Origin of the sequence: Streptomyces sp. NPDC051173 (assembly GCF_040689515.1) — a bacterium.
Lineage (GTDB): Bacteria > Actinomycetota > Actinomycetes > Streptomycetales > Streptomycetaceae > Streptomyces.
The window spans coordinates 36,065-60,675 of the sequence record NZ_JBFBBD010000003.1; the positions used below are offsets into that span (position 1 = coordinate 36,065).

Here is a 24,611-nt window from a genome sequence, read left to right on the forward strand (position 1 = left end):
CCTACCTCATGACCGGCCCGTCCGTCACCAGCAGCCCGGACGTGGCCGGTTGTCGACCCCCTCGTGTTCGAACGCGCGCCCTATGGGTAGGCGGGATCACGACCTTGATCAGGTCGCATCGCACCGTACGAAGGAGCGCAAAGTGATACCCCGCATGAACGCGAAACTCGCCCTTTCCGGGGCCGCCGCCGTCGTGCTGAGCGCCGGGCTCACAACCGGAGCCGTTGCCCAGGGGGCGTCGTCGGCGGGCTCCGCCGGGCTCGCGACCTGCGCGGCCTCGAATCTGAGCGTCTCGTTCCACAACCGTCTCGGCGGCGGGATGAACCACGCCGGAGCGACGCTGGAGTTCAGGAACACCGGCGCCCGGGAGTGCGCCCTGCGCGGATACCCGGGCCTGGGGCTGGAGAACGCGCAGCATGAGGAGCTGTCCTCGCAGGCGGTCCGGGGCAGCACGTGGTACGCCGACGACCCGGGCAACAAGGTCGTACGCGTCGAGCCCGGCGGCACGGCCCAGGCCGTCGTCGCCTGGACCCACTCCGGCTCCGCCGCGCGCCAGGCGGCCTATCTGCGGGTGACTCCGCCCGCGGCCACGACGTACCGCACCATCGAGCTCGGTGACCTCGTCGACAACGGCGAACTGCACGTCACCGCGGTGGCGAACACGGTGCCCGTACGCGGGTGACCCCGCCGCCCGGCCCCGCGCCGGCCGTCAGCCGTGCCCGCCGTCGATGAGGGCGGACAAACCGTCGAGCATCGACGTCAGCCCCATCTCGAAGAGCTCGTCGAGGTGCAGGTCGTAGCCGGTCTCCGAGACCGAAGCGATGATGCGGCCGAACGTCGGGTAGTCGCCGGACGAGGTGAGCGCGGCGAGGGCGGACGTCTGGCTGTCCAGCCACTCCTCTTCCGACAGGCCCGTGGCGCCCTGGGCTTGGACCTCCCATTCCAGTTGGACGGCCAGGCCCTGGACGTGGCTGTAGAGGAGGATGTTCACATCGAGCATCGTCGTCGGGTCGAGGCCGCGACCGTCGAGGGCGCTGAGCATCAACTCGGAATAGGTCATCAGGTTGGGCAGCACCAACGGCCGGGTGAGCGGGCCGATCTGCGCCAGCCAGGGGTGCGCGCGGTGCACCGCCCAGAGCGACCGGGCGCCCAGCTCCAGCCGGGCCCGCCAGGAGGCGGGGGCTTCGGAAGGGCGGGGCATCCGGCCGAGCACCGCGTCGGCCATCAGCAGCACGAGGTCGTCCTTGCTGTTCACATAGCGGTAGGGCGACATCGTCGCGGCGCCCAGGCGCGCCGCCACCCCGCGCATCGACAGCGCGGCCAGCCCCTCCGCGTCGGCGATCTCGATGGCCGTCCGCACGATGCGGTCACGCGTCAGCTCGCGCTCCGGAGCGGGGGCCACGCGAGGACGGTCCGGCACGGCACGGCGGCTCGGCCCCGCCACCACCGTGCCCACACGCTCCTGCGCCCGTACCAGCCCCTCCTGCCGCAGCGCGGTGAGCACTTTCGTGGCCGTGGCCGACGCGACACCCCACTCCTTGGCGATCTGACGCGTCGAGGGAACCCGGTCACCGGGGGCGAGTTCCCCGTCGGTGATGCGCCGGCGGATCTCGGCGGCGATGCGCAGATAAGGCGGGGCGGTGTGCGCGGCCATCCGTCTTTTTCTCCCTGCTGCTGCTCGGCTGTACTAGGGCAGAGGCTAGCAGGGAAGACGGCGCCTCTCACCCCATCTGACCTAGGACAGGACCGGAAAACAGGGCTTTGCGCGCCTGCGCGTACGGCGTACATTCAGTGTGTACACCGTACGAAGGAGTTCCCGTGAAGACCGTACTCATCTCCGGCGGAGGCATCGCCGGGCTCACCCTCGCCCACCGGCTGCGGCACCACGGCTACGCGCCGACCGTGCTCGAACGGGCCCTCGGCATACGCGCCGGCGGCCACGCGATCGACGTCCGCGGCGTCGCACTCGACGTCCTCGACCGGATGGACCTCCTAGCGGAGGCGCGCCGAGCGCGCACCACCATGCGTGGAATGTCGATGCTCGACGGCGACGGCAACGAACTGTGGCGCTCGACCGAGATGACGTACAGCAGTGGCCGCCTCGACAGCGACGACATCGAGCTGCTGCGCGAGGACCTCACGCAGTTGCTGTACCAACGCGTGGCCGACGGCGTCGAGTTCCTCTTCGGTGACTCCCTGACCGCCATCGACGAGGACCAGGACGGCGCGCACGCCCGCTTCGAGCGCGGCCGGCCCCGCACCTTCGACCTGGTCGTCGGGGCGGACGGCCTGCACTCCAAGGTGCGGCACCTGGCGTTCGGCGCGGAGGAGCGGTTCATCCGGCACCTCGGCGCCCATCTGGCGGTCTTCACCGCCGACAACTTCCTGGGCCTCGACAACTGGCAGGTGTGGCTCCAGGACGCCGCCGCGACCTACTGCGTCTACCCGGCGCGCGACAACACCGAGCTCAGGGTCAACCTCGGCTTCCGGTCCGAGCCGCTCGACCACGACCTCCGCGACACGGAGCGGCAGAAGGCACTCCTCGCCGACCGGACGGCGCATCTCGGCGGCGACACCCCGGAGCTGCTGAAGGCGATGCGGGCGGCGCCCGACTTCTACTTCGACGCGATGGCTCAGATCCACATGGACCGCTGGTCCGCAGGCCGCGCGGTACTCATTGGGGACGCCGCCCACTGCCCCTCACCCCTCTCAGGCCAGGGCACCAGCCTGGCCCTGGTCGGCGCCTACGTCCTGGCCGACGAACTCGCCACGGCGGACGGCGACCACCACGTCGCCTTCTCGCGCTACGAGGACCGCCTGCGCCCGTTCGCCGCCCTCAACCAGGCACTCGCCACGGCGAACCCGGGCGGGGCGGCCCCCGAGGGAGCGTTGGACGAGGCCAAGAACGCGATGTCTCTGGACGCTTGATCCGGGGCGCCAGCCTGAGCACGCAAACAGCTGGAAGAGAGAGCGATATCCCCGTCCGGACTGTCTCTGCTCGGCCTGATCCACCGCTCGGCCAGCGGCCGACCGCCTCCCGCGTGCAGCCGGTCCTGGTCGCGTCGCCGAAATCGGGTGATGTGCCGTCAGGTCGTCGGCCGGACCCGCGGCCGCCGCGCGCCACCCCCAGGCATCCGTCCGCATTCGAAGGGCATATGTCAGAGGCCTGGTCGATATCCCGGAAAGGGAGAGTGCGCGCACAACTCCGAAGGGCCTGGGAAATGCCGCCGAACCAGGTAATTCGGATGACCCGTTCCGTTTCGACTTGATGCTGAGTAGGGTGTGGCGTGCTGCCGAGGGAGCCGGGGGAGAGTTCGGGCTGAGTTCGGCATGGGCGGTGTCGTCGGCAGGATCGGCAGGAGAGCATGACCGCTGGGTTATTCGAGGGGCAGTACGTCTGGCATCCGGCGGCGGAGGACCATCGACTGGCGCACGCCTGCGTGGACGTACGGGCAGGGCGATACCTGAGCGCACACGACGTCCTGGAAGAGGCGCGGGAGGATTTCGGATTGCGGGCACACCGTTCGTCGGTCCTCGCCTCGGAGGCGGCGGATTCGGATCTGGCGGAGCGCTGGCTCGCGGAAGAGCCGGGCGCGGAAGCGGCGTTGCTCTGGGCGCGCGTGGCGGTGCTGCGGGCGCTGCGCGCGGCCGACGAGGGCGACCGGCGGGCCGTCGTCCTCGGGCGCATCGCGCTGACGGCCTGCGAGCGCGCCGCGGAGATGTCACCGGCGGACCCCACGCCCCTCGTCGCGAAACTGACGCTGGCCCGCTACCACCGGCCCCGCGACCCCGCCCCGCGCGGCCTCCTCACCGCGCCGTCCGGCCCCTGGGCGCTGCTCGCCCGCATCCTCCGCCTCGACCCCTGGCACCGCGAGGCGCACCACCGCTTCCTGGCGTTCTTCTTCAGCCGGCACGGCGGTTCGGCGAACGCGGCATGGGACGTCGCCGCGTTCCTCGGCCAACGGGCACCGGCCTCCTCGCCGTTGCGCCTGCTCCCGCTGGTGACCCTGGTCGCGGACCACGACCCCGCCGCCCCGCTGGCCCACCGCACATGGGAACAACACCAGTGGCGGACAACGGCCATGGGGGTCTACGAGAACTGGTTCCCGCGCGTGGCCGGCTATCGCTTCACCCCCGTGCTGGACCTCGCCTATCTCGCGCACGCGCTGTTCATGACGCACCGGGAGAGCGAGGCCGGTGCCGTCCTCACGGCGATGGGCCCGTACGCTTCCCGGATGCCCTGGAGCGCGTTCGGTGACCCTGAGGAACAACTGACCCGCGTCAGGCGGCTCTGCGGACTTCCCGTCCCCGCCGCCTGACCGTCCGGCGGCTCCCCCGAACCGTCCGGTACGCCTCCGGGAGCCCCCGGGGGCGTCGTGCTGTCCCCCCGTCAGAAAGGCTGTGGCTGGTGCTCGACACCGCATTCCTCGTCCGTATGAGAACCCGCCGCCAAGCGGCGCCCCTCGCCCTGGACGACGACGCGACGCTGCACGCGATGGGCTACCCCCGGAAACTGACCCGCCGGTTCCGGGCCTTCGACAATTTCGCGATATCCTTCACCATCATCAACATCATTTCCGGAATCTTCTCCTCCTTCGGATTCGGAATGACGGCGGGCGGCCCGCGGATTCTCGTGTTCGGCTGGATCGGCGTGTCCGTCATGGTGCTCTTCGTCGGCGCCGCCATGGGAGAAATCGCCTCCGCCTACCCGACCAGCGGCGCCCTGTATTTCTCCGCGGGCAAACTCGCCAAGCGGCACCGCGGCGCCTGGTCCTGGTACACGGGCTGGCTCAATTTCGTGGGTCAGGTGGGCGGCACGGCCGCCACCAACTACGCGGCGGCCACCTTCATCCAGGCGTTCATCGCCATGCAGTGGCCCTCCTACGACCCCGACCCCCGGCACACCGTCGCCATCACCGCCCTGATCCTGCTGCTCCAGGCGCTCGCCAACACCTACACGGTCCAGCTCGTCGCCGTCGTGAACCGCGTGTCCGTATGGTGGCTGCTCATCGGCATGGTCGTGATCGTCGTCACTCTCACGGTGGTTCCCGGCCAGCACCAACCGGCCTCCTACGCCACCCATTTCGTCAACACCACCGGATTCGACAGCGCGGTCTACGGCGGAATGCTCGGCCTGCTCGTCACCAGCTGGACCTTCACCGGATTCGACGGCAGTTTCCATATGTCCGAGGAGACCGTCCAAGCCACCGTCAACGCCCCCCGCGGAATCATGCGCGCCATCGTCTGCTCCGCGCTCACCGGCCTGATCCTCATGCTGGCCCTGGTCTACGCGATCCGCGACTACGCCCAGGAGGCGAGCGCGTCCGCGCCGCCGGTGCAGATCCTCGTCGACGCGCTCGGCACGGGCACGGCCAGGCTGCTCCTGCTGATCGTGATCGGCGCCATGCTCTTCTGCGGGCTCGCCAACATGACCAGCAACACCCGCCAGATCTTCGCCTTCTCGCGTGACGGGGCGATGCCCGGCTCCCGCTGGTGGCACTCGGTCTCCTCGCGCACCCGCACCCCCGTCAAGGCCGTGTGGCTCGCCGCGGCCTGCCCCCTGGTGCTGGTGCTGCCCGGCTGGTGGTCCCACACCGCGTTCACCGCCGTCGTCAGCGTCAACGTCGTCGGCCTCTTCCTCGCCTACGGCGTCCCCATCTTCCTGCGGCTGCGGCTGGACGAGGAGTTCCAGCCCGGCCCCTGGAACCTCGGGCGCTACGGCAAGCCCGTCGCGCGCGTCGCCGTGACCTGGATCGTCATCAGCAACGTGCTGTTCATGCTGCCCCAGGCGTCCCCGCTCACCGCGACCAACTTCAACTACGCGCCGATCGCGCTCGGCGCCGTCCTGCTGATCGCCACGATCTGGTGGTTCGCCAGCGCCCGCCGCCGCTTCCAAGGGCCCGTCAGCTACGGGCGGCCCGACGAAGTCGCCGCCATGGACCTCATCTGACCACTCCGCCACCCTTCGGGAAGGAACGAACACCCCGTATGAAGCACCTCGGCCGACTCCCGCAGCCTCGCACCGCCGACGAGGCCCCCGCCACCGGCGACCCCGGCGCCTTCACCGTCACCCCGGCCACGCTGGACGACTGGCACCTGGTCGGCGAATGGGCCGCCGCGGAGGGCTGGAACCCCGGCACCGGAGACCTCGCCTGCTTCCACCCCACCGACCCCGCCGGCTTCTTCATCGGCCGCCTCGACGGCCGGCCCGTCTCCGCGGTCTCGGTCGTCACCTACTCCCCGGACTACGCCTTCCTCGGCTACTACCTCGTCCACCCCGACCACCGCGGGCAGGGGCGCGGCCTGGCCACCTGGCGCGCCGCGTTCCCGCACGCCGGGACCCGTACGGTCGGCCTCGACGCGGTGCCGGCCCAGCAAGCCACCTACGCGCGCGCCGGGTTCGGCCCCGCCTACACCACCGTCCGCCACAGGGGACGCCCCGGCACCACCACGCCTCCGGCGGCCGCCGTCGCCCCCGTCACCGCGGCCCACCTCGACGCCGTCGCCGCGTACGACAGTCAGTGCTTCCCCGCCGAGCGGCGCGCCTTCCTCGCCCGCTGGCTGACCGCCCCCGGCCACACCGCCTACGTCCATCTGGAGGACGGGCGGGTCACCGGCTACGGAGTGATACGGCCCTCGCTGGACGGCCGGCGGATCGGGCCGCTGTTCGCCGACGCGCCCCAGGGCGCGGAAGCGCTGTTCGACGCCCTGACGGCCGGCCTCGGCCCCGACGAGGAGGTCTTCATGGACATCCCCGAGCCCCACGGCACCGCCACGGCCCTCGCCGCGTCGCGCGGCCTGGCCGCCGACTCGCACACGATCCGCATGTACGCCGGCCCCGTGCCCCCGGCCCTCGACGGCCGCACCTACGGCGTCACCAGCCTCGAACTGGGCTGATCACCCGGCCCCGTGCGGTGGACACGTCACGGCGCGGACGCGCGGGGCCGGGCAGAATCCTGATCTGCTGAGCCGGACCGGGAAACGAGGAGGCCGTCGTGTCGGATCGTCAGGTGGAGGGCGGGGCCGTCGCGCCGCCCGTGCTCGTCCAGGAACGCCGCTTGCACCGGGACCTGGGGTTCTGGGGTCTGACCGCGATCGGCTTCTCCAACATCGTCGGTTCCGGCTGGCTCTTCGCCGCCATGTACGCTGCCCAGACGGCCGGGCCTGCGGCCCTGCTGTCCTGGGTCGGCGCGGGCCTGCTGTGCGGCCTCGTCGCGCTGGTGATGATCGAGCTCGGCGCGTCCCGGCCGGAGGGCGGCGGCACGGTCCGCTGGCCGCTGTACGCGAGCGGCCGGCTGGTCGGCACGCTCGTCGGCTGGTCCGTCCTGCTGTCCGTGGGCGGCACCGCCGCCGAGATCAGCGCGATCATGCAGTACGCCGACCACTATCTGCCGGACATTTACCACGGCCACTCGCTCAGCCCCTTCGGCCTGGGCATCGCCGTGGCGCTGAGCGTTCTGCTGACGGCCCTGAACTGGTTCACGGTCCGGGCGTTCGCCCGGCTGAACAACCTCGTCTCGGTCTTCAAGATCATCGTGCCGGTGGTCACCGTGATCGCGCTGTTCGCCTCCGGCTGGCACTCCGGGCGCCTGACCGACCACGGCGGATTCGCCCCGTACGGCTACGCCGCCTGCCTGTCGGCGCTCGCCGGGGGAGGCATCGTCTACTCGGTCAACGGCTTCCAGGCACCGCTGGACTTCTCCGGCGAGACCCGCAACCCCCGCCGCACCATCCCCGCCTCCGTGCTCACCGGCATCGGCCTGGCCGTGCTGATGTACCTCGCGCTCCAGCTGGCCTTCCTCTTCACCGTCCCCGAACACCTCCTGGGCCACGGCTGGCAGGGCGTCAGCTTCGAGTCGCCGTTCGGCCAGCTGGCCCTGATCCTCAACCTGCACTGGCTGTCGAGCCTGCTCTACGCGGACGCGGTCGTCTCGCCCGGCGGCTCGGCGTACGTGGGCGTGGCGCTCGACGCCCGCCACACCTACGCCCTGGCCAAGAACCGCACGATCCCCCGGGCCTTCATGCACGTCCACCCCCGCTACGGCATCCCGCACCGGGCGCTCCTGCTGAACCTCGCCGTGATCGTGGTCTTCCTGCTGCCCTTCGGGGGCTGGCAGCACATCGTCAGCGTCATGGGCGACATGTACCTCCTCATCTACGCCGCCTCCGCGGTCGCCGCCGCCGTCTTCCGGGCCGACCCGGAGGGCGACGGCATGGCGGGGTGGGTGCCCGGCCTGCGCTGGATCGCGCCGCTGAGCTTCGTGGTGTCCAGCGAGTTCGTGTACTGGTCCGGCTGGCACGACCTGCGCCTCGCCCTGCCCCTCGTCCTGGCCGGTCTGCTGATCTTCCTGGCGATGCGGCGGTCCGTCCCCGACGACGCCCCGCTCCTGACCGAACTCCGCACGGGCGCCTGGCTGGTCGTCTATCTGGTGGTCCTCACCGCCCTGTCCTGGCTCGGCACCTTCAAGGGGACGGGCCGGCTGCCCGCGCCCTACGACTCCCTCACGGTCGCGGCCGTCTCACTGGCCCTCTTCTTCTGGGCCGTGCGCTCCGGGACGGGCCAGCTGGGCAGATCCCGTACGCAGCGGTGAGACCGGCCGCGCGGCCCCGGTCGGCGCGCTGACACAATGCCTCCGGCCAGGACCGCGACCGCACCCCGGAAGGCAGCACGCCCCATGAGCACCGCGCACCCCACCCGTACCGGCGGAGACCTGGTTCTCGAATCGCTCACGGCGCTCGGTGCCACGACCGTCTTCGGGCTGCCCGGCCAGCACGCGCTCGGCCTCTTCGACGCGCTGCGCCGCTCCGCGCTGCGCTACGTCGGCCTGCGCGTCGAGAACAACGCGGGCTTCGCCGCCGACGCCCACGCCCGCGTCACCGGCGGCGTCACCCCGCTGCTGGTCTCCACCGGCCCGGGTGCCCTGATGACCCTCGCCGCCCTCCAGGAGTCGGCCGCGGCGTCCGTGCCCGTGCTCGGCGTCTCCAGCCAGATCCCGGCGGCCGGACTCGGCGGCGGCCGCAAGGGATACCTGCACGAACTCCGCGACCAGCAGGCCTCGTTCCGCGACGTCGTCAAGAGCGTGCACACCGTGCGGCACGCCTCGCAGATACCCTCCGCCCTCGCCGACGCCTGGCGCTCCGCGCTGGAGGCGCCCGCCGGTCCGGTCTGGGTGGAGATCCCGCAGGACGTCCTGCTCGCGCCCGCGGGCGTCCCGCCGGTCCGCGCGCTCGACGCCGCGCCCCGGCCCCTGCCGCCCCGGCCGGAGCTGATCGGGGAAGCGGCCGCGGCCCTCGACGCGGCCCGGCGGCCGGTGATCCTCGCGGGCGGCGGAGTCGTACGGGCCGGGGCGCGGGCGGCGCTGCGGCGGCTGGCGGAGAAACTGGACGCCCCGGTCGCCTGCACCTTCGGGGGCAAGGGCGCCTTCCCCTGGGAGCATCCGCTGTCGCTGCGGTCGTGGCTGGAGGACCGGCACACGACCGACCTCCTGGAACAGGCCGACGTGCTGCTCGTCGTCGGCTCCGGCCTCGGTGAACTCTCCTCGAACTACCACACGTTCCACCCCGGTGGCCGGGTGATCCAGATCGAGGCCGACCTCGGCAAGCTGGAGTCCAACCACCCGGCCCTGGGCGTGCACGCCGACGCGGCCCTCGCCCTCGACGCGCTCGCCGACGCCGTCACCGGCCGCCCCCGCGGCACGGCCGCGGACGAGGCCCGCGCCCTGCTGGAAAGGGTTCACGACCGGATCGCCGGGCAGGACCTCAAGACCGAGCAGCTGGTGCTGGCCGCCGTGCGCGACGCGCTGCCCGACGACGCCCCGAGCTTCTGGGACATGACGATCCTCGGCTACTGGGCCTGGTCCGCCTTCGACCCCCGGACCGGGCCCTTCCACTCGGCGCAGGGCGCCGGCGGCCTGGGGTACGGCTTCCCCGCCGCCCTGGGAGCCGCGGCGGCGGACCCCGGCCGCCCGGTCCTGGCCGTCTCCGGCGACGGCGGCGCGATGTACTCGATCGCCGAGCTGGCCACCGCCCGGCAGTACGGCCTGCCGGTCACCTGGCTGATCGTCGACGACGGCGGCTACGGCATCCTGCGGGAGTACATGACCGACGCCTTCGGCGAGGCCACGGCCACGGAGCTGGCCCGCCCCGACTTCGTCGCCCTCGCCGCGTCCTTCGGCGTGCCCGCCGTGCGCACCGCACCCGACCGGCTCCGGGACGACCTGGCCGAGGCCCTGGCCACGCCGGGCCCCTCCGTGGTGGTACTCCCGGCCGTCCTGCGGATGTTCGCCCCGACCCACCTCTAGGACTACGCGCCGGTGCGGCCGATCAGCAGGTGGCGGGGGCCGCGCAGGATGGGGCTGCGGCGGTACGGGGGCGGGTCCGCCAGCAGACGGAAGTCGTCGAGGTAGGGCAGGAGCGCGCCCAGCGCGATCTGTGTCTCCAGGCGGGCGAGCGGGGCGCCGAAGCAGTTGTGGACACCGCTGCCGAAGCCGAAGTGCTGGTTGTCCTCGCGCGCCGGGTCGAAGCGGTCGGGATCGTCGAAGCGCTGAGGATCGCGGTTGCCGGAGGCGAGGACGAGGATCAGCGGCGCGCCCTTGGGGACGGTGACCCCGGCGACCTCGACGTCGGCCAGGGGGGTGCGCTGCGGCAGCATGTGCACGGGCGGTTCGTAGCGCAGCAGTTCCTCCACGGCCCTGGGTATCGACTCGGGCTCCGCGCGCAGCCGTTTCAGTGCCTCCGGGTGGCGCAGCAGGGTGAGGACGCCGTTGGTGATGAGGTTGACGGTCGTCTCGTGCCCGGCGATGAGCAGCAGGGTCGCGGTGGCCATCACCTCCCGTTCGGTGAGCCGGCCTTCCGGGCCGGGGTCGTTGACGAGGGCGGAGAGCAGGTCCTGCGACGGTTGGCCGCGGCGGCTGCCGGCCAGTTCCCCGAGATACAGCGCCATCGCGTCGCGGCCCTCCATGGCCGTCCGCCGGCGCTGCTCCTGGTCGGCCCCGGGGGTGACGTCGAGACCGGTGATGATCGCGTCGGTCCACGCGCGGATCCGTGGCACGTCCTCGTGGGGCACGCCCAGCAGCCGGCAGATCACGGTGACGGGGAGCGGGTAGGCGAACTCGTCGACGATGTCGATCCGGTCGGTGCCGCGGAAGGAGTCGATCAGCCCCTCGGCGGTCCGGGTGATGTCGTCGTGCAGGCTGTCGATCCTGTCGGGGGAGTGCGGCGGGCCGAAGGGCCGCATCGCGATGCGGCGCAGCCGGTCGTGCTCGGGGTCGTCGAGACCGATGAAGGCCGGTGGCAGGTCGCCCCTGCGGAGCACCGCGGGATCGGGGTCGGTGCGGTTGCGCTGGTCCGAGCTGATCCGCGGGTCGTGGAGGAGCGCGGCTATCTCGTGATAGGTGCCCACGAGATAGCCGCCGTCCTCCTGCCGTGTCACGCCGTTCTCGCGGAGTTCGGCGTAGAGCGGATAGGGGTCGGCGCGGTTCGCGTAGTCGGTGATCCGCTGGAACAGGGTGTCCGGCTGCATGGGCGGGGGCTCCTTTTCGGCGTCGGACGGTGGGGTGTCAGTCGCCCGGCCGCACCAGGGTCAGGTGGCGGTCCGGCAGGTGGCCGGTGACGGCCACGGTCGGGCCGTGCGAGAGGTGCCGCGGGTCCGGTACGTCGGAGGAGACGGGCTCGGCCGCGTCCCGCAGGTCGGCGGCGCCGGGCCCAGGGGGGAACGGGGCCGCCGTCTCGATCAGGCGCTGGTAGTGCTCCAGCCACTTGGCCCGGTTCACGCTGACGGCGGCGGTGACCCGCCCGCGGTAGCCGTAGACGGCGATCAGGCGGCCTTCGCGCAGCGACCCCTGCGCGACGACCACCTGGTCGGAGAAGGTCGGCACGCCGACGGACTTGATGTTGAGGCCGAACTGCGCGGACCAGAAGGAGGGCACCGTCAGGTGCGGGCGCCGCAGCGGCCCGGGGCTGATCATGTTGTGGGCCGCCACCTCCGCCTGGGCGACCGCGTTGCCCCAGTGTTCGAGGGAGAGCATCTGGTACTCGAAGAGCGGGTGCGGGAACCGGGCCACGTCACCGGCGACGAAGACGTCGTCGGTGACGATCCCGTACATGTCGAAGGCCCGGCACCCCGCGTCGCAGGCCAGGCCCCGGGGCCCCGCGGCCAGCCCCGACCCGGCCAGCCACTCGGTGTTGCGGACGGCGCCCAGGGCGACCACGGCGACGTCGGCGTCGACCCGGCCGCCGTCGGAGAACTCGGCGCCGGTGAAGCGGCCGCCGCTGCCCTTGAGCGCGGTGACCGTCACCCCGCAGCGCAGGTCGACGCCGTGCGCGCGCTGCATCGTCGCGGCGAAGGCGCCGAGCGTCCCGCCGAGGGCGCCGACCAGGGGCGCGGGCCCGCGTTCCGCGACCGTCACCTCGATGCCGCGCTCCCGGCAGGCCGAGGCGATCTCCGAGCCGGTGAACCCCGCGCCGATGACCAGGACCCGGCGGGGCCCGGCGTCGAGACGCTCGGCGAGGAGCTCCGCGTCGTCCCGCGTGCGCAGCGTCAGCACTCCGTCCAGCCCGGCCCCGGCGGGGACCGGCCAGGGGCGGGCCCGGGTCCCGGTGGCGACGAGCAGCCGGTCGAACGGCAACCGCTCGCCGTCGTCGAGCAGCACCTGCTTCCCGACCGGGTCGACGCCGCGGGCGCGCACGCCGAGCTTCCACCGGGCGTCGATCCCACGCCGGGCCGGCAGCCCCGCGTCCCGCGCGCGTACGCGGCCGAGCAGCACCTGTTTGGACAACGGCGGCCTGTCGTAGGGGAGATGAGGCTCCTCGCCGACCAGCGTCAGTGACCCGGTGAACCCCTTCTCGCGCAGCGCCTCGGCGGCGCGCAGCCCGGCCAGGGACGCACCGACGACGACGATCCGGCCGCCGTCGTGCTCACCGGCCACCGGTGGCCGCCTGCTCGCCGACGAGGATGGCCTGCACCGGGCAGGCTGCCGCCGCCCGGCGCACGCGTTCGTGCTGGTCGCGAGGGACAGCCGGGGTGTACATCAGGGCCTCCTCGCCGTGCAGCTCGAACACCCGCGGGGCGAGGAACGCGCACTGCGCGTATCCCTGACAGCGATTGAGGTCGACAACGATCTGCATCCGGGCCCACTCCTCCGCGCCACCGCCGTCTCCTTGGTACGCCTGACGGAGGAGCGGCGCGACCGCTGTTACTCCGGCCGTGTCGAGGGGAGCGCGGGTTCACCGGGTCCGCACCGGCAGCCGCGCCGGTCCGTGGAAGACCAGGTCCTCTGCGTAGACCGGCTCGCCGGCCAGGGCGAGGCGGGGCAGGCCGCGCAGGAGCTCGGTGAGGCCGATCTCCGCCTCGGCGCGGGCGAGCGGGGCCCCCACGCAGTAGTGGATGCCCATGCCGAAGCCGCTGTGGCGGCGCGCGTCACGGGTGAGGTCCAGGCGGTCGGGGTCGGGGAAGCGCTCGGGGTCGCGGTTGGCCGAGCCCAGCACGAGGACGACGCGGCCGCCGGCGGGGACGGTACGCCCGCCGAGCCGGTCGTCCTCACCGGCCTGCCGGGTGATCATCTGTACCGGCGAGTCGTAGCGGACCAGCTCCTCCACGGCACCCGCCGTCAGCTCCGGCCGCGCGCGCAGCGCCGCGAGCTGGCCGGGGTGGGCGAAGAGGGCGAGCAGCCCCTTGCACAGCACATTGGTCGTCGTCTCGTGCCCCGCCGTCAGGAGGTGGATGCACGTGCCCACCAGCGTGTCGTCGTCGACGGAGGCCGCCCCGGCGTGCTCCAGCATGGCCCCGATCAGATCCGTGCCGAAGGCCGGCCGAGCCCTGCGCCGGGCCAGTTCCGCGCGGAAATAGGCGTCCAGTTCGCGGGCCGCCGAGTCCGCGACGGCGAAGCCGTCGGGCCTGCGGGCGACGCGTGAGGCGGTCGCCTGCTGGAGGTCCAGCGCGCGGGCGCGGAACCAGGCGCGGTCCTCCTGCGGCACGCCCAGCAGTTCGCTGATGACGAGCAGCGGGAAGGGCGCCGCCAGCCGTTCGACGAGATCGGCCTCGCGCTCCTCGCCCAGGGCGGTGACGAGCGAGACCGCCAGCCGCCGGATGCGCGGGCGCAGCGCCTCGACGATGCGGGGGGTGAAGCTCTTGGCCACCAGCGCGCGCACCCCGGTGTGCCGCGGCGGGTCCATGAAGACCATCCAGTCGGCCACGCTCCGCCTCAAGTGCGGGCAGTCCGCGGGGATGCGGGCGGTCTGGGCCCCCCGCCCGTAGCGCCGGTCGGCCAGGACGCGGGCCACGTCGCGGTAGCGGAAGACGTACCACCTGCCGTCCGGCCCCAGGTGCACCGGGTCGCTCTCGCGGTAGCGGCGATAGCAGGGGTAGGGGTTCGCGAGGGGCACGTCCGCCGTGCGGAACGGCCCCGGAGTCCGGTCGGTCACCGCGCACCTCGCTTCGTGGCCGGGAACTGACGGCCCGTCATACGTTGCCCGCCCGCCGGAAGGCATCGGCGTAGAACTCCATCAGTTCGCAGACCTGTCCGGGGACGGGGCCGCACTTGCGTGCCGCCGCCGCCAGATGTGTGAAGCGCAGGGCGAGGGAGCGGCGTGCCACGTCGGGGCGCGGATACGCGGTGGGCACCGCGTCCAGTTCGAACGTCGGCCCCGCCGTCCTGCCGCGCCGCCCCGAGTCCATGGTGACCAGCAGCTCCGCGAGCGGGCGCATCATGCCGGTCATCACGTCGATCGAGGCGTTCATCAGCTTCGAGCGCCGCAGGCTCGCGTCCGGACTCTCGCCGAAGTGCTGCGCCATCAGCTGGAGCATCAGGTGGTACGAGCGGTTGAACAGCCCCGCCACCGCGCGGGCTTCGGGATCGGTGATCGCGCTCCTCGCCCCGTCGCGCGCCCGCAGCGTCGGGTTGCGCAGCACCGGGTACGCGGGGGACCACGGCACCGGGTGCCCGTACGGGCCGGGCACCCGCTCGGTCGTGAGCAGCTCGCCCATCCGCAGGAACGTCCTGAAGTGCGACATCTCCGCGTGCTCACCACCGCCGGCGGCCGTCCCGCCCTCGCCCTGCTCGGTGATCAGATCCACGGCGAAGAGCGCGCTGGAGAGGTCGTCGACCTCCAACTGGTAGTCCGGGTGGGCGGTGTTGACCGACTCCCGCAGGAACAGGTGGTGTTCACCGCCCCCGCGCCCCTTCTCCACCAGGAACAGGTCCGGCACGCGCCGCAGCCCCTCGCGCACCCCCGCGTACAGCTCGCTGACCGACGTCCAGGCGAAGCCTCCGGCCCGGCCGGGCGCGCGCCCGGCCTCGCGCCGGATCTCCGGGACGAGCGCCGCGGGCTGTTCGATGGCGATGTAGCGCTGCACGCTGCCGATGCCCAGCGGCTCCAGGGCGAAGTCCAGCGGGACCGGCAGCTCGTCCGCGAGCGTCGCGAAGTCGATCACCGGGATGTGGAACGGCTCGCCCATGGCCGTGATGATGTTGTTCACCAGCAGGAAGTGGATCATCTCCTCGCGGGCCACGGTCAGCAGACTTCCGCGCATCCCGTCGTCCAGCGTCTCACCGCCACCGCCGCACGCGAGTCGCAGCTGCTCCGGCGTCCACCGGCCGTCGCGTACGTAGGCGAGCGCCGCCCCGTGCGCCGGGACGGAGAAGGCCGCGTAGAGGTACTGGAGCGTCACCGCGAGCTCCAGTGCGGCCGCCTGCTTCAGTACGGCCCACAGCTCGCCCCGCGTGGTGATCGCCGGCTCCGTCGCGAGGGGGCCCGGGGCGGTCAGGGGCGGGCGGACGCGCGCCTGGACGTTGCGCAGATACGCCAGCAGCAGCCGGGCCTTGGGGTCGGAGAGGTCACGGGTCGGCGGCATGTAGTACGTCTTGGACTTGTTCGCCGGGTCGCACATCTGCCAGACGAGTTCGGCGTAGGTCTCGACCTTGCAGCGGTCGGCGAGGCTGAAGACCTCCGAGCGCATGAAGGAGGAGACGTGCTCGTAGTAGGCGAAGACCTCCCGGTGCAGCAGGTCGAAGCCGACGTCCTCGCGCGGCACGTCGTCCAGGTGCCAGTCGTCGGGGAGGACGCGCACGGCCAGCGAACCGGCGCCCGCCCAGTAGCCGAGCGCGTCCTCGTCGTCGTACGTCCGCCAGGCCGAGCCGGGCATCTGCGGGTCCACGGGCGGCACGTCGGCGGGGCTCGCGGCGAGCAGCACGCGGCAGGTGCCCGCGCGCTCGCCGCGCAGGGTGAGCGTGCCGTGCCCGCGCGCGTCGGTCCCGACCACGCACTCGTCGGCGTACGCGTCCCCCGCCCCGCGCGCCCCGAGGACCGTCGCGTCCTGGCAGCGGGCGCCGGTGGCCCCGGCCGTCAGGTCGCCGGGCAGGGCACGGGGGTTGAAGAACTGCCGCACGTGGACCTTCCCCGGGCTCGCGGGACGGCCCCGCACGTAGGCGCGCAGCGGTACCTCCACGGCGTGGTCGCGCCCGTGCGCCCGGTCGCGGTGGTGCAGGACCACGAGCGCCTCGTCCGTCTGGATGTTGGTCTCCCGCTCGGTCAGCAGCGTCTCGCGCCGCCCCGACTCACCGGTGCCGGTCAGATACAGCGCCTGCTCCGCGGCCTCCTGCCAGCCCGGCTCGGCGGGCACGGTGACGATCCCGCACGTCGCGTCGGAGGGGTACGCGCCGGGCGGCACCCGGGCGATCAGCCGGCCCGTACCGGCCGTGCGCAGCTCCAGTTCCCCGGCGTCCAGCGGCGGCCCGAGCCGGTGCAGCGGGCCCGGGCCCGCCTCCGGCGCCCGGGAGGCCAGCGGCACGGCCGAGAGCATGTTGAGGACGGCGTGCCCCCGCGCCACCTCGACGGTCATGTGGTGCAGGGGCGCGCGCGGGCGGGGGACGAGCAGCCGTCCCGCGGGATAGGTGCGCAGTTCGTGCTCGTGCCAGGGCGCGACGGTGCCCCGGACCCGCCAGACACCGGGCGCGTCGGGGATCCGCGGCGAGGCCATGCCGTCCAGCGCGAGCTGCACCACCACGCCGTCCGCCCCGGCCTCCAGCGCGGCGCGCAGCGCGCTCACGGCGGGGGAGCGCGCCGCGTCGGGGAGCCAGTCGAGCTCGCCCGCCGGGACCACGAACTGGTGGACGGCGCAATAGCGCAGCTGCGCGGCCAGGACGTGCTCGCCGACGTCCCGGATGTGCCCGAAGTCGACCCAGCGCGGCGGATGCAGGCCGCTGACACCACCGGTGAAGAGGTAGCCGCCGTCGTGCGAGCGGCCCCGCCGGCCGAGCCCGAACCGGCCGACCATCAGCGCCGTCGTCCAGCGGGAGGCCGGGTCGACGTCGAGGACCCTGGCGCGGTTGACGGTCGTGCGGAGGTAGGGGTTGTAGTGGCCCCAGACGTCGACGCTGCTGCCGAGGACGGGATCGGCGCGGCCGGCCCGCCCGTCCCCGGTCTCGGTGCGAATGACCCGGGCGTCCAGCCAGAAGTGGCCGTTGCCGTCGAAGTTCCAGCCCTTCGCGGCGCTGAACTCCCCGTGCGGGTGCGGCCGTCCGTCCCTGTCGAAGCGGGGGCCGCGCCGGTGCAGGAAGGCGTGGTACTCGGCGGCGGGCCGGTCCGTGGGGAAGGGGCCGTCGTCGGTGAGCGCCCGGTTGGCGGCGAGGTCGATCAGCCCGCAGCGCGGGCCCGTCGGCAGCCGGGTCGTCGCCGTCCCGCCGAAGTGCAGCCGTGGCAGCTCGAACACGCTCATCACAGGGCTCCCGCGGGGTCGTGGTGGCCGGACGCGCTCGGGGCCCGGTGGCCCATCCCGTAGCAGACGAGCCCTTCGACGGCCTCCAGGGCCGATTCGACCGCGCCCTCGATCCAGGCCGGGGCCGTGGAGCAGTGCTCGCCCGCGAAGAACAGCCGGTTCACCGGCCGTGCCGCGCGCGCCCGTTCGGCCTCGCACTCCCCTGGACTCCTGCCCCAGCGCGTGGCGCATCCCACGCTCCAGCGGGAGCCGTCACCCCAGGCCGTGCTCACGGCACCCAGCACCATGCCGGGCCGCAGCAGCTCGGGATGGACCGCCCCGAGCTCCTCCAGCACGAGGCGGTGGCGGCGGCGCGGCGACAGCCGGCCGAGCCGCGCGGCCTCCTCCCCGATGGTGTAGCTGGCCAGCAGCGCCGCCCCGCGCCCCGGCATGCCGTCCACGGCCGGGTAGTAGGTCTGGCGGATGTTCCCGCCGGTGTACGAGGCCCCGCCCTCGATGCCGTACGCCCGCCAGAACGGCTCCCGGCAGTGGAAGGCCACCTTGGTGGCCGGGCAGTAGTGCACGGCGTCCAGCACCGCCAGCTTGTCGGCGTCCAGGCCGCTCAGGCGTATTCGCCGCAGCACCGGGAAGGGCAGCGCGCAGACGGCGAAGTCGGCGCGGCGCACCGTGGTCCGGCCGCCCGCGCGCACCCGCACCAGCACCTCGTTCCGCAGGGACCGGAGGCCCACGACCCGGTGGCCGAGCCGCACCGGGCCCACGAGCCGCGCCGCCAGCGCGCGCGGGAGCCGGTCCATGCCGCCGTGCAGCCGCAGCAGCGCCGGGCTGGTCTCGGTGAGGATGTCGTCCAGGAAGCCGTTCAGCCGCCCGCTGCACCCCGCGCGCAGCGCCGGGTGCGCGGCGAAGAGCGAGTGCAGGTCGACCCGGTCCCCGGCCGCGCCGCGCAGGTGCGGCAGCAGGTCGACGCACGCGACCATGTCGAGGAGCTGACGGCGCAGGTCGTCGCGCAGCGCCTCGCGCAGATCCGGTGGCGCGATGGCGTCGACGACGGCGGTCAGCCACGCTCCGACGACCGTGACCTCATGGGCCTGGCGCAATTCCGGCCGGTGCACCGCCAGTTCACGCCGGAAACCCTCGCACAGCGGCCGGGCCGCGTCGCGCACCCGCACGAAGCCGTCCGCGGTCCGCAGATAGGCGTTCTCCTCCGACAGCAGAGTGGTGAACGGACGCAGTTCCCCCTCGAGTCCCAGCAGCCGGATGTATTCCAGCGTGCGCCAGTGGTGGGTGGGAATGCGCATCGCGCCCAGTTCCACCGAGGGCGCGCCGGGCCCGGGGCCGAAGCGGTGCGTGTGCACGCGGCCGCCGACACGTCGGCTGCCTTCGAGCACTTCGACGCGGTAGCCGCGCCGTTCCAGTTCGTACGCCGCCACGAGCCCGGCCATTCCGGCACCCACGACGAGGACACTGGGACCCTCGGACCAGGCCTTCTCAGGTCCGTGAGCATGCCAATCGCTTAACATGTCGAGCGTTCCCCCCGCTCCTTGCAATGCTCGGAAATCCCCTTGGAGAGCCCTACAGGAATTTCATGTGCCCTCGTCCGGGAGTAAGAGGGTTTCAGGGCATCTTGAATTTGACAACTGGAATTCAAGGGTTCACCGACGAACTGCGTAGGCCGGGTACGCGCATTGGCGACGGGCGAAAGTCCCACTGTCCGGTGGGCCTTCGGCGTACGCGCGCCGGGCTTTCTTTCCGTGAGCCCTCCGAATGCGCCCCTGTGCGCCCTCCCGGGGAATTCCCCGCGCGTAGCGAGGTGCCTCCGGGGAAGAAAGAGGTGAATGCCGGACGCGAGGGGAAGACACGGGTCCCGCATTGATGCATGAGGCAGGGGGGAATCATGTGTGCCGATGTGACCGTACTCGGTCTGGGGCCGATGGGCGCGGCACTGGCCGGCGCGTTCCTGGCCGCGGGCCACCGGACCACCGTCTGGAACCGGACTCCCGGCAAGGCGGACGCCCTTGTGGCCGGTGGCGCCGCGGAGGCGGCCACGGCCGGAGAGGCCGTGGCCGCGAGCCCGCTGACGGTGGTCTGCCTCGCGACGTACGACGCCGTCCACGCGGTCCTCGCACCGGTGGCCGGCGACCTCGCGGGACGCACGGTCGTCAACCTCACCTCGGGCTCGCCCCGCCATGCCCGGCAGACGGCCGCCTGGGCCGGGCAGCACGGCATCCGCTATCTCGACGGCGTCACCATGACGACTCCGCAGGGCATCGGCACCCCGGACGTCCTGCTCCTCCTCGGCGGACCCCGGGACGGCTTCGACGACTGCCGCGCCGCACTGGCCGCCCTCGGCGACCCGGTGCACCTGGGCTCCGACCCCGCGCTGCCCTCCGTCTACGACACCGCCCTCCTGGCCCTGATGTGGGGCACCCTGACCGGCTGGCTGCACGGAGCGGCGCTCATCGGTGCCGACGGACCGGGCGGCAACGTGACGGCGACGGCCTACACAGCCGTCGCCGACCGCTGGATGAAGACCGTCCGCACCTTCATGACCACGTACGCGCCGCACGTCGACGCGGGCCGGTATCCGGGAGGCGAATTCCCCTTGCGACTGCACCACATGACGATGGATGTCCTCGCCCACGCCGGCGAACTGCGAGGAGTGTCCTCCGGGCTGCCCGAGCTGTGCCAGGACCTGGTGGGCCGGGGGATCGAGGCCGGACACGGCGACGACAGCTTCGCGCGCCTGATCGAGTTCATCCGCAAGGGCGGTGGTCCGGCATGAGCGCCGTCCGGGACGTACGCGACGCCGTCGTCATCGGCGGCGGGCCCACGGGCCTGGCCCTGGCCATCGCCCTGCGCCGCTACGGCATCGACACCGTGGTCGTCGACAAGAGCCCCGGCACCAAACACGAACTCCGGGCCAGCGTCATCTGGCAGCGCGCCCTGGAGGCGATGCGCGACCTCGGGTGCGCGGACGTGCTGATGAACGAGGGGCTGCCGCTGAGCAGGGCCGAGTTCTATGTGCGCGGCCGCCCGGCCGGGGTCCAGAAGGCGCTCATGCCGGACACCGCGTTCCCCGGCCCGCTCTCCATCGAGCAGGACGCCGTCGAGCGCCTGCTCCGCGACCGCCTCCGCCAACTGGGCCCCGACGTCCAGTGGTCCACCGAGGCCGTGGCCGTACGGCTCGGCGAGGGGAGCGCCGAGGTCGACCTGCGCGGTCCCGACGGGCACACCCGCACGATCGGCTCCCGGTGGGTGATCGGATGCGAGGGCTCCCACAGCATCGTGCGCAAGTCCGTGGGCATCCCCTTCGAGGGCAAACAGCGCGGCAACCTCCAGTGCGTGCAACTCAACGCCAAACCCGACTGGAGCCACCCCTACGACCCCGCGGTCACCCGCATCTTCATCAACCACGGCGTCACGCTGATCACCGACGTCGTCCCCGGCCGCGGCATGCGGTTCTTCGCCTTCTGCCCGGACCCCGCCCCCCACCCCCAAGGGCCCCCGAGCCAGCGGGAGATGGAGGCCCTGGTCTCCCGGGCGACCGGGGAGGACGGCGTCCGCCTCGTGCCGACCGACCCGCACTGGGCGAACCGCTCCCGCTTCCACGACCGCCTCGCGGCCACGCTGCGCCAGGGCCCGGCCCTGCTCGCGGGTGACAGCGCCCACCTGTGGGCGCCGATCGGCGGCCACGGCCTCAACACCGGTCTGCTCGGCGCGCACAACCTCGGCTGGAAGCTCGCCGCCGTGCACCACGGCTGGGCCCCCGACATGCTGCTCGACACCTACAGCACCGAGCAGCGGCACACGGCTCGGGAAGTGATGCGCCAGATGCGCCGCAACGTCCTGGAGCTGCCCCCGAACCGCCCCGCCCTCGCCGCGATCGGCCTGCTCCTCCCGCACGTCCTCCGCAGCGAACGCCTCGAACGCCAGGGGACCCTGGTCCTCAGCGACTTCGCCAGGAATCACCGCGCGAGCACGCTGTCCGCCGGCCGGGGCGACCGGAGCCTGCCACGCCCGGGCGACCGGCTCCCCGATCTGGCCGTGACCAGCGGGACCGGCCCGGGCAGCCTGCACGACCTGCTCTCCTACCAGCGCTGGTCCCTGCTGCTCACCGGGGACGGCGGCGACACCTCCGAGCTGAGGAAACTGACCGAGAAGTACGTGATGCCCATCGCGCTGTTCCGGATCCGGACGGAGCAGCCGTCCGACGGCACCCTGCTGCTCGTACGGCCCGACGGCCACATCGGGCTGCGCGCCCGGGCGGCCGACGACCGGGCGCTCAGGTCCTACCTGGACCGGTGGTTCGTGCGGAAGAGGTGACGGGCCCCGCGGTGGTCACCGGTGGTGTGGACCTCCCGCAGGCCCGTCGTGTCCGACGGCGGTACGGATTCCGGGGCTGAGGCCCAGTCGGTGTGCGGGCGGCTGTCCAGCGTGTAGTCGAGGCTGCCGCCGCGGCGGAGCGCGCCGAAGCCGATCCAGGACTTGTCCCACGCCCTGCCGTTGACCGTCAGCGCCCTGACGTACGGTGCGTCGGGCCTGGCCTGCGGGGCGTCGATGCGCAGCGTCCGGCCTTCCGCCAGGGTCAGCTCCGCCCGGGGGAAGAGCGGGCTGCCGAGCACCAGGGTGTCCGTCCCCGGGGTCTCGGGGTACATCCCGAGCGCGGAGAAGACGTACCACGAGCTCATGGCCCCGAGGTCGTCGTTGCCGAAGGACCCGGCGGGCGTATTGGAGTAGAGCGTCTGCTGGATCCGGCGGATCAGCCCTTGCGTCTTCCAGGGCTGCGCGAGGTAGTCGTACTGCCAGGGGATGCCCAGGCTCGGCTCGTTGCCGAGGTCGGCGTTGGTGCCGCTGGGTCTCCTGAGGTCGGTGAAGAGGCTGTCGAGGTAGCCGCCGTACGCCTTGGGACCGCCCCGCGCCGCGATCAGCGCCTTGAGGTCGAAGGGCACCATCGGGGTGTACTGGGAGGCGGTGCCCTCGATGAAGCCGTAGGCGGTCGCGGGCGTGAAGCCGGGGGCGAACCGGCCGTCGGCGAGCCTGGCCTGGAGGTAGCCGGTCCGCGGGTTGAAGACGTTCCGCCAGTCCTGGGCCCGGGCCGCGAAGCGCCGGTACGTGTCGTGCCGGCCCAGGGACCTGGCCATGGCGGCGAGGGCGTAGTCCGCGCTGTCGTACTCCAGCTGGGTGGAGACCGGACCGTAGAAGTTGCAGCACGCCCAGGTGGTGTGGTCGGCGGGGAGATACCCGTGCGCGTCGCGTACCGCCTCGCCCGGCCGGTTCGCGTTGGGCTCGGTCGCCTCGCGGACCAGCGCCTCCAGCGCGTGCGCGGTGTCGAAACCGCGGGCTCCGAAGGCGTGGGTCCCGGCGATGATCGCGGCGGCCGGGTCCCCGGCCATCACATGGCTCTCGCCGTTGTTCTGCGCCCACTTGGGGAGCAGCCCCGTCTGGTCGTAGCCGTTGAGCATCGAGGTGACCGCGTCGCTCGCCGTCCGCGGCGCGATGATGGCCATCAGCTGCGCCTGGGAGCGGTAGGTGTCCCAGCCGGAGTAGTTCGCGTACTGGGCCCGCTGCCCGGCGGCGAGTGTGTGCGTCCGCCCGTCCATGCCCGCGTACCGGCCGTCGGCGTCGGAGAAGACGTTGGGGTGCAGCAGCGCGTGATAGAGCGCGGTGTAGAACTGCACCTGCTGGTCGTGGCTTCCGCCGCCGATCCGCACGCGCCCCAGGACGCGGTTCCACGCGTCGTGACCGCCCTGCCTGATGTCGTCGAACCCGCGGCGCCCCACCTCGTGCTCCAGGTTGCGGGCGGCGCCCGCGTCACTGGTGTACGAGATGCCGACCGCCGCGGTGACCCTCCGGGCGGTCCTGGTGTCGAAGGTCAGATACATCCCGCCCGTACCCGGCGCCGGGGGAGCGGACGGGGTGCGCCTGTGGGGGTTCGGGCGGACGGCGCCGCCCGTCCAGGTGCCGCTGTCGGTGAAGGGGTGGTCGAAGCGGATGTCGAAGTGCAGGGTGTAGCGGTTCTTGGCGCCGCAGAAGTGGCCGCTGTCGACGGCGCCGACGACCTCGCGGTCACCGACCGCCCGGGCGCGGGTGCCGTCGACCTGCGTGGCGCCTCCGCTGAGCTTGAGCAGCAGACGGGAAGTGGTGCCCCGGGGGAAGGCGAAGCGGCCGAGTCCCGCCCGGACCGCGGAGGTCAGCTCCGTGGTGATGCCGGAGTCGTCGGTCACGCCGTAGTAGCCGATGCCGGTGTGCTCGTGCGCGTGGCTGAAACCGGACACGGCGTCACCCGGGTTCCTGGGCAGGTGGCCGGTGACCGGCAGGATCGGCACGTCCCCGGCGGCCCGGCAGCCGGGTCCCGACAGATGGGTGAGGCTGAAGCCGGAGATCTTGCCGTCCCGGTACTCGTAGCCTCCTCCGTACGCGCGGTGCGGAGTGGTGTCCGGGCCCCACTGGAGCATGCCGAACGGCATGTCGGGGCCGGGGAAGGTGTTGACGGAACCGGCCGTGCCGATCAGCGGGTTCACCAGCGACGCCGGATCCTCCACCGGGCCGGGCGCGGCGGCCGCCCGCCCCGTGCCGAGCAGGTGCGCCGGCATCAGCAGCAGGCCCGAGACCACCGCTCCGGCCAGCCGTCCACGGCGTCGCGGTCGCCCGGACCGCCCGCATTCCACCACGACTCACTCGCCTCCACGGTGCCGGCCGGAACGCGCCGCGCCGGCTGCCGTCTCACGCGGAGCGGCAGCGGGCCGTGCGGCTGATCGGATTGTCCAAAGGGATACAGGCAGAGTCGCATCCGCCGCCGAGGCCCGGCCGTCGACCACGCCCAACGACTCCGTCGTTCGGCCCAACGGCGCGGATATCGCGCGCCCTGTTCCCCCGCCCGGCACTTCAGCGGCCTGCGGTG

Annotated in this window: 17 protein-coding genes; 9 read left to right on the top strand and 8 right to left on the bottom strand. The window is 72.8% G+C overall.

Translation table 11 applies throughout. The features are described 5' to 3' along the window. Positions 1–154: 154 nt before the first annotated feature. On the top strand, positions 155–682 hold the full coding sequence (locus AB0435_RS03005; RefSeq protein WP_366426057.1) for a DUF4232 domain-containing protein: 528 nt from the start codon (positions 155–157) through the stop codon (positions 680–682). 27 nt (positions 683–709) lie between these two features. On the opposite strand, the gene AB0435_RS03010 is transcribed toward AB0435_RS03005, so the two are convergent. Next, positions 710–1,654 carry a TetR/AcrR family transcriptional regulator C-terminal domain-containing protein gene (locus tag AB0435_RS03010; RefSeq protein WP_366426058.1) on the bottom strand — a complete coding sequence of 315 codons (945 nt, stop codon included), beginning with the start codon at positions 1,652–1,654 and terminating at the stop codon, positions 710–712. A 164-nt stretch (positions 1,655–1,818) separates the two neighbouring features. Here AB0435_RS03010 and AB0435_RS03015 point away from each other — a divergent pair, with 164 nt between their 5' ends. From AB0435_RS03015 to AB0435_RS03040, 6 genes are all read left to right on the top strand, one after another. Then, a complete protein-coding gene (locus AB0435_RS03015) occupies positions 1,819–2,928 on the top strand; it encodes an FAD-dependent monooxygenase (protein ID WP_366002489.1) in 1,110 nt (369 codons plus the stop codon). Positions 2,929–3,365: 437 nt separating this feature from the next. Then, entirely contained in the window at positions 3,366–4,319 is a 954-nt protein-coding gene (locus tag AB0435_RS03020) for a hypothetical protein (protein WP_366002488.1), read from the top strand. A 176-nt stretch (positions 4,320–4,495) separates the two neighbouring features. Then, the gene (locus AB0435_RS03025; protein WP_366002527.1) at positions 4,496–5,950 is read left to right on the top strand and encodes an amino acid permease; all 1,455 of its coding nucleotides are present in this window, start codon (positions 4,496–4,498) and stop codon (positions 5,948–5,950) included. Between the two features lie 38 nt (positions 5,951–5,988). Further along, on the top strand, positions 5,989–6,897 hold the full coding sequence (locus tag AB0435_RS03030) for a GNAT family N-acetyltransferase (protein ID WP_366426059.1): 909 nt from the start codon (positions 5,989–5,991) through the stop codon (positions 6,895–6,897). A 161-nt stretch (positions 6,898–7,058) separates the two neighbouring features. Beyond that, positions 7,059–8,591 (top strand): APC family permease, encoded by a 1,533-nt coding sequence (locus AB0435_RS03035; RefSeq protein ID WP_366426118.1) that lies wholly within the window; start codon positions 7,059–7,061, stop codon positions 8,589–8,591. Between the two features lie 84 nt (positions 8,592–8,675). Next, a complete protein-coding gene (locus AB0435_RS03040) occupies positions 8,676–10,301 on the top strand; it encodes a thiamine pyrophosphate-binding protein (protein WP_366002486.1) in 1,626 nt (541 codons plus the stop codon). Between the two features lie 2 nt (positions 10,302–10,303). Here AB0435_RS03040 and AB0435_RS03045 read toward each other — a convergent pair whose 3' ends face one another. From AB0435_RS03045 to AB0435_RS03070, 6 genes are all read right to left on the bottom strand, one after another. After that, positions 10,304–11,521 carry a cytochrome P450 gene (locus AB0435_RS03045; protein WP_366002485.1) on the bottom strand — a complete coding sequence of 406 codons (1,218 nt, stop codon included), beginning with the start codon at positions 11,519–11,521 and terminating at the stop codon, positions 10,304–10,306. Positions 11,522–11,558: 37 nt separating this feature from the next. Further along, positions 11,559–12,926, bottom strand: a complete 1,368-nt coding sequence (locus AB0435_RS03050) for an FAD/NAD(P)-binding oxidoreductase (RefSeq protein WP_366002484.1) — start codon at positions 12,924–12,926, stop codon at positions 11,559–11,561. Continuing rightward, positions 12,916–13,125 (bottom strand): ferredoxin, encoded by a 210-nt coding sequence (locus AB0435_RS03055; RefSeq protein ID WP_366002483.1) that lies wholly within the window; start codon positions 13,123–13,125, stop codon positions 12,916–12,918. The genes AB0435_RS03050 and AB0435_RS03055 overlap by 11 nt, the downstream gene beginning before the upstream one ends. 99 nt (positions 13,126–13,224) lie before the next feature. Next, positions 13,225–14,421 (bottom strand): cytochrome P450, encoded by a 1,197-nt coding sequence (locus AB0435_RS03060; RefSeq protein WP_366426060.1) that lies wholly within the window; start codon positions 14,419–14,421, stop codon positions 13,225–13,227. Positions 14,422–14,458: 37 nt separating this feature from the next. Further along, complete coding sequence (locus AB0435_RS03065) at positions 14,459–17,713, bottom strand: ferritin-like domain-containing protein (RefSeq protein ID WP_366426061.1); 3,255 nt, start codon at positions 17,711–17,713, stop codon at positions 14,459–14,461. Beyond that, positions 17,713–19,164 carry an NAD(P)/FAD-dependent oxidoreductase gene (locus AB0435_RS03070; RefSeq protein ID WP_366002480.1) on the bottom strand — a complete coding sequence of 484 codons (1,452 nt, stop codon included), beginning with the start codon at positions 19,162–19,164 and terminating at the stop codon, positions 17,713–17,715. Before AB0435_RS03070 ends, AB0435_RS03065 begins: the two co-directional genes overlap by 1 nt. Positions 19,165–19,604: 440 nt before the next feature. On the opposite strand from AB0435_RS03070, the gene AB0435_RS03075 reads away from it, so the two are divergent. Further along, positions 19,605–20,492 (top strand): NAD(P)-binding domain-containing protein, encoded by an 888-nt coding sequence (locus AB0435_RS03075; protein ID WP_366002479.1) that lies wholly within the window; start codon positions 19,605–19,607, stop codon positions 20,490–20,492. Then, entirely contained in the window at positions 20,489–22,033 is a 1,545-nt protein-coding gene (locus AB0435_RS03080; RefSeq protein ID WP_366426062.1) for an FAD-dependent monooxygenase, read from the top strand. Before AB0435_RS03075 ends, AB0435_RS03080 begins: the two co-directional genes overlap by 4 nt. Here AB0435_RS03080 and AB0435_RS03085 read toward each other — a convergent pair. Next, the gene (locus AB0435_RS03085; protein WP_366426063.1) at positions 22,000–24,324 is read right to left on the bottom strand and encodes a lectin; all 2,325 of its coding nucleotides are present in this window, start codon (positions 24,322–24,324) and stop codon (positions 22,000–22,002) included. The genes AB0435_RS03080 and AB0435_RS03085 overlap by 34 nt on opposite strands. Positions 24,325–24,611 lie beyond the last annotated feature (287 nt).

Bases quoted from the DNA above. Each gene is read 5' to 3' on its own strand.
- AB0435_RS03025 (WP_366002527.1), top strand. From the start codon at position 4,496: ATGGGCTACCCCCGGAAACTGACCCGCCGGTTCCGGGCCTTCGACAAT.
- AB0435_RS03010 (WP_366426058.1), bottom strand. From the start codon at position 1,654: ATGGCCGCGCACACCGCCCCGCCTTATCTGCGCATCGCCGCCGAGATC.
- AB0435_RS03055 (WP_366002483.1), bottom strand. From the start codon at position 13,125: ATGCAGATCGTTGTCGACCTCAATCGCTGTCAGGGATACGCGCAGTGC.
- AB0435_RS03030 (WP_366426059.1), top strand. From the start codon at position 5,989: ATGAAGCACCTCGGCCGACTCCCGCAGCCTCGCACCGCCGACGAGGCC.
- AB0435_RS03020 (WP_366002488.1), top strand. From the start codon at position 3,366: ATGACCGCTGGGTTATTCGAGGGGCAGTACGTCTGGCATCCGGCGGCG.
- AB0435_RS03005 (WP_366426057.1), top strand. From the start codon at position 155: ATGAACGCGAAACTCGCCCTTTCCGGGGCCGCCGCCGTCGTGCTGAGC.
- AB0435_RS03040 (WP_366002486.1), top strand. From the start codon at position 8,676: ATGAGCACCGCGCACCCCACCCGTACCGGCGGAGACCTGGTTCTCGAA.
- AB0435_RS03045 (WP_366002485.1), bottom strand. From the start codon at position 11,521: ATGCAGCCGGACACCCTGTTCCAGCGGATCACCGACTACGCGAACCGC.
- AB0435_RS03065 (WP_366426061.1), bottom strand. From the start codon at position 17,713: ATGAGCGTGTTCGAGCTGCCACGGCTGCACTTCGGCGGGACGGCGACG.
- AB0435_RS03080 (WP_366426062.1), top strand. From the start codon at position 20,489: ATGAGCGCCGTCCGGGACGTACGCGACGCCGTCGTCATCGGCGGCGGG.
- AB0435_RS03075 (WP_366002479.1), top strand. From the start codon at position 19,605: ATGTGTGCCGATGTGACCGTACTCGGTCTGGGGCCGATGGGCGCGGCA.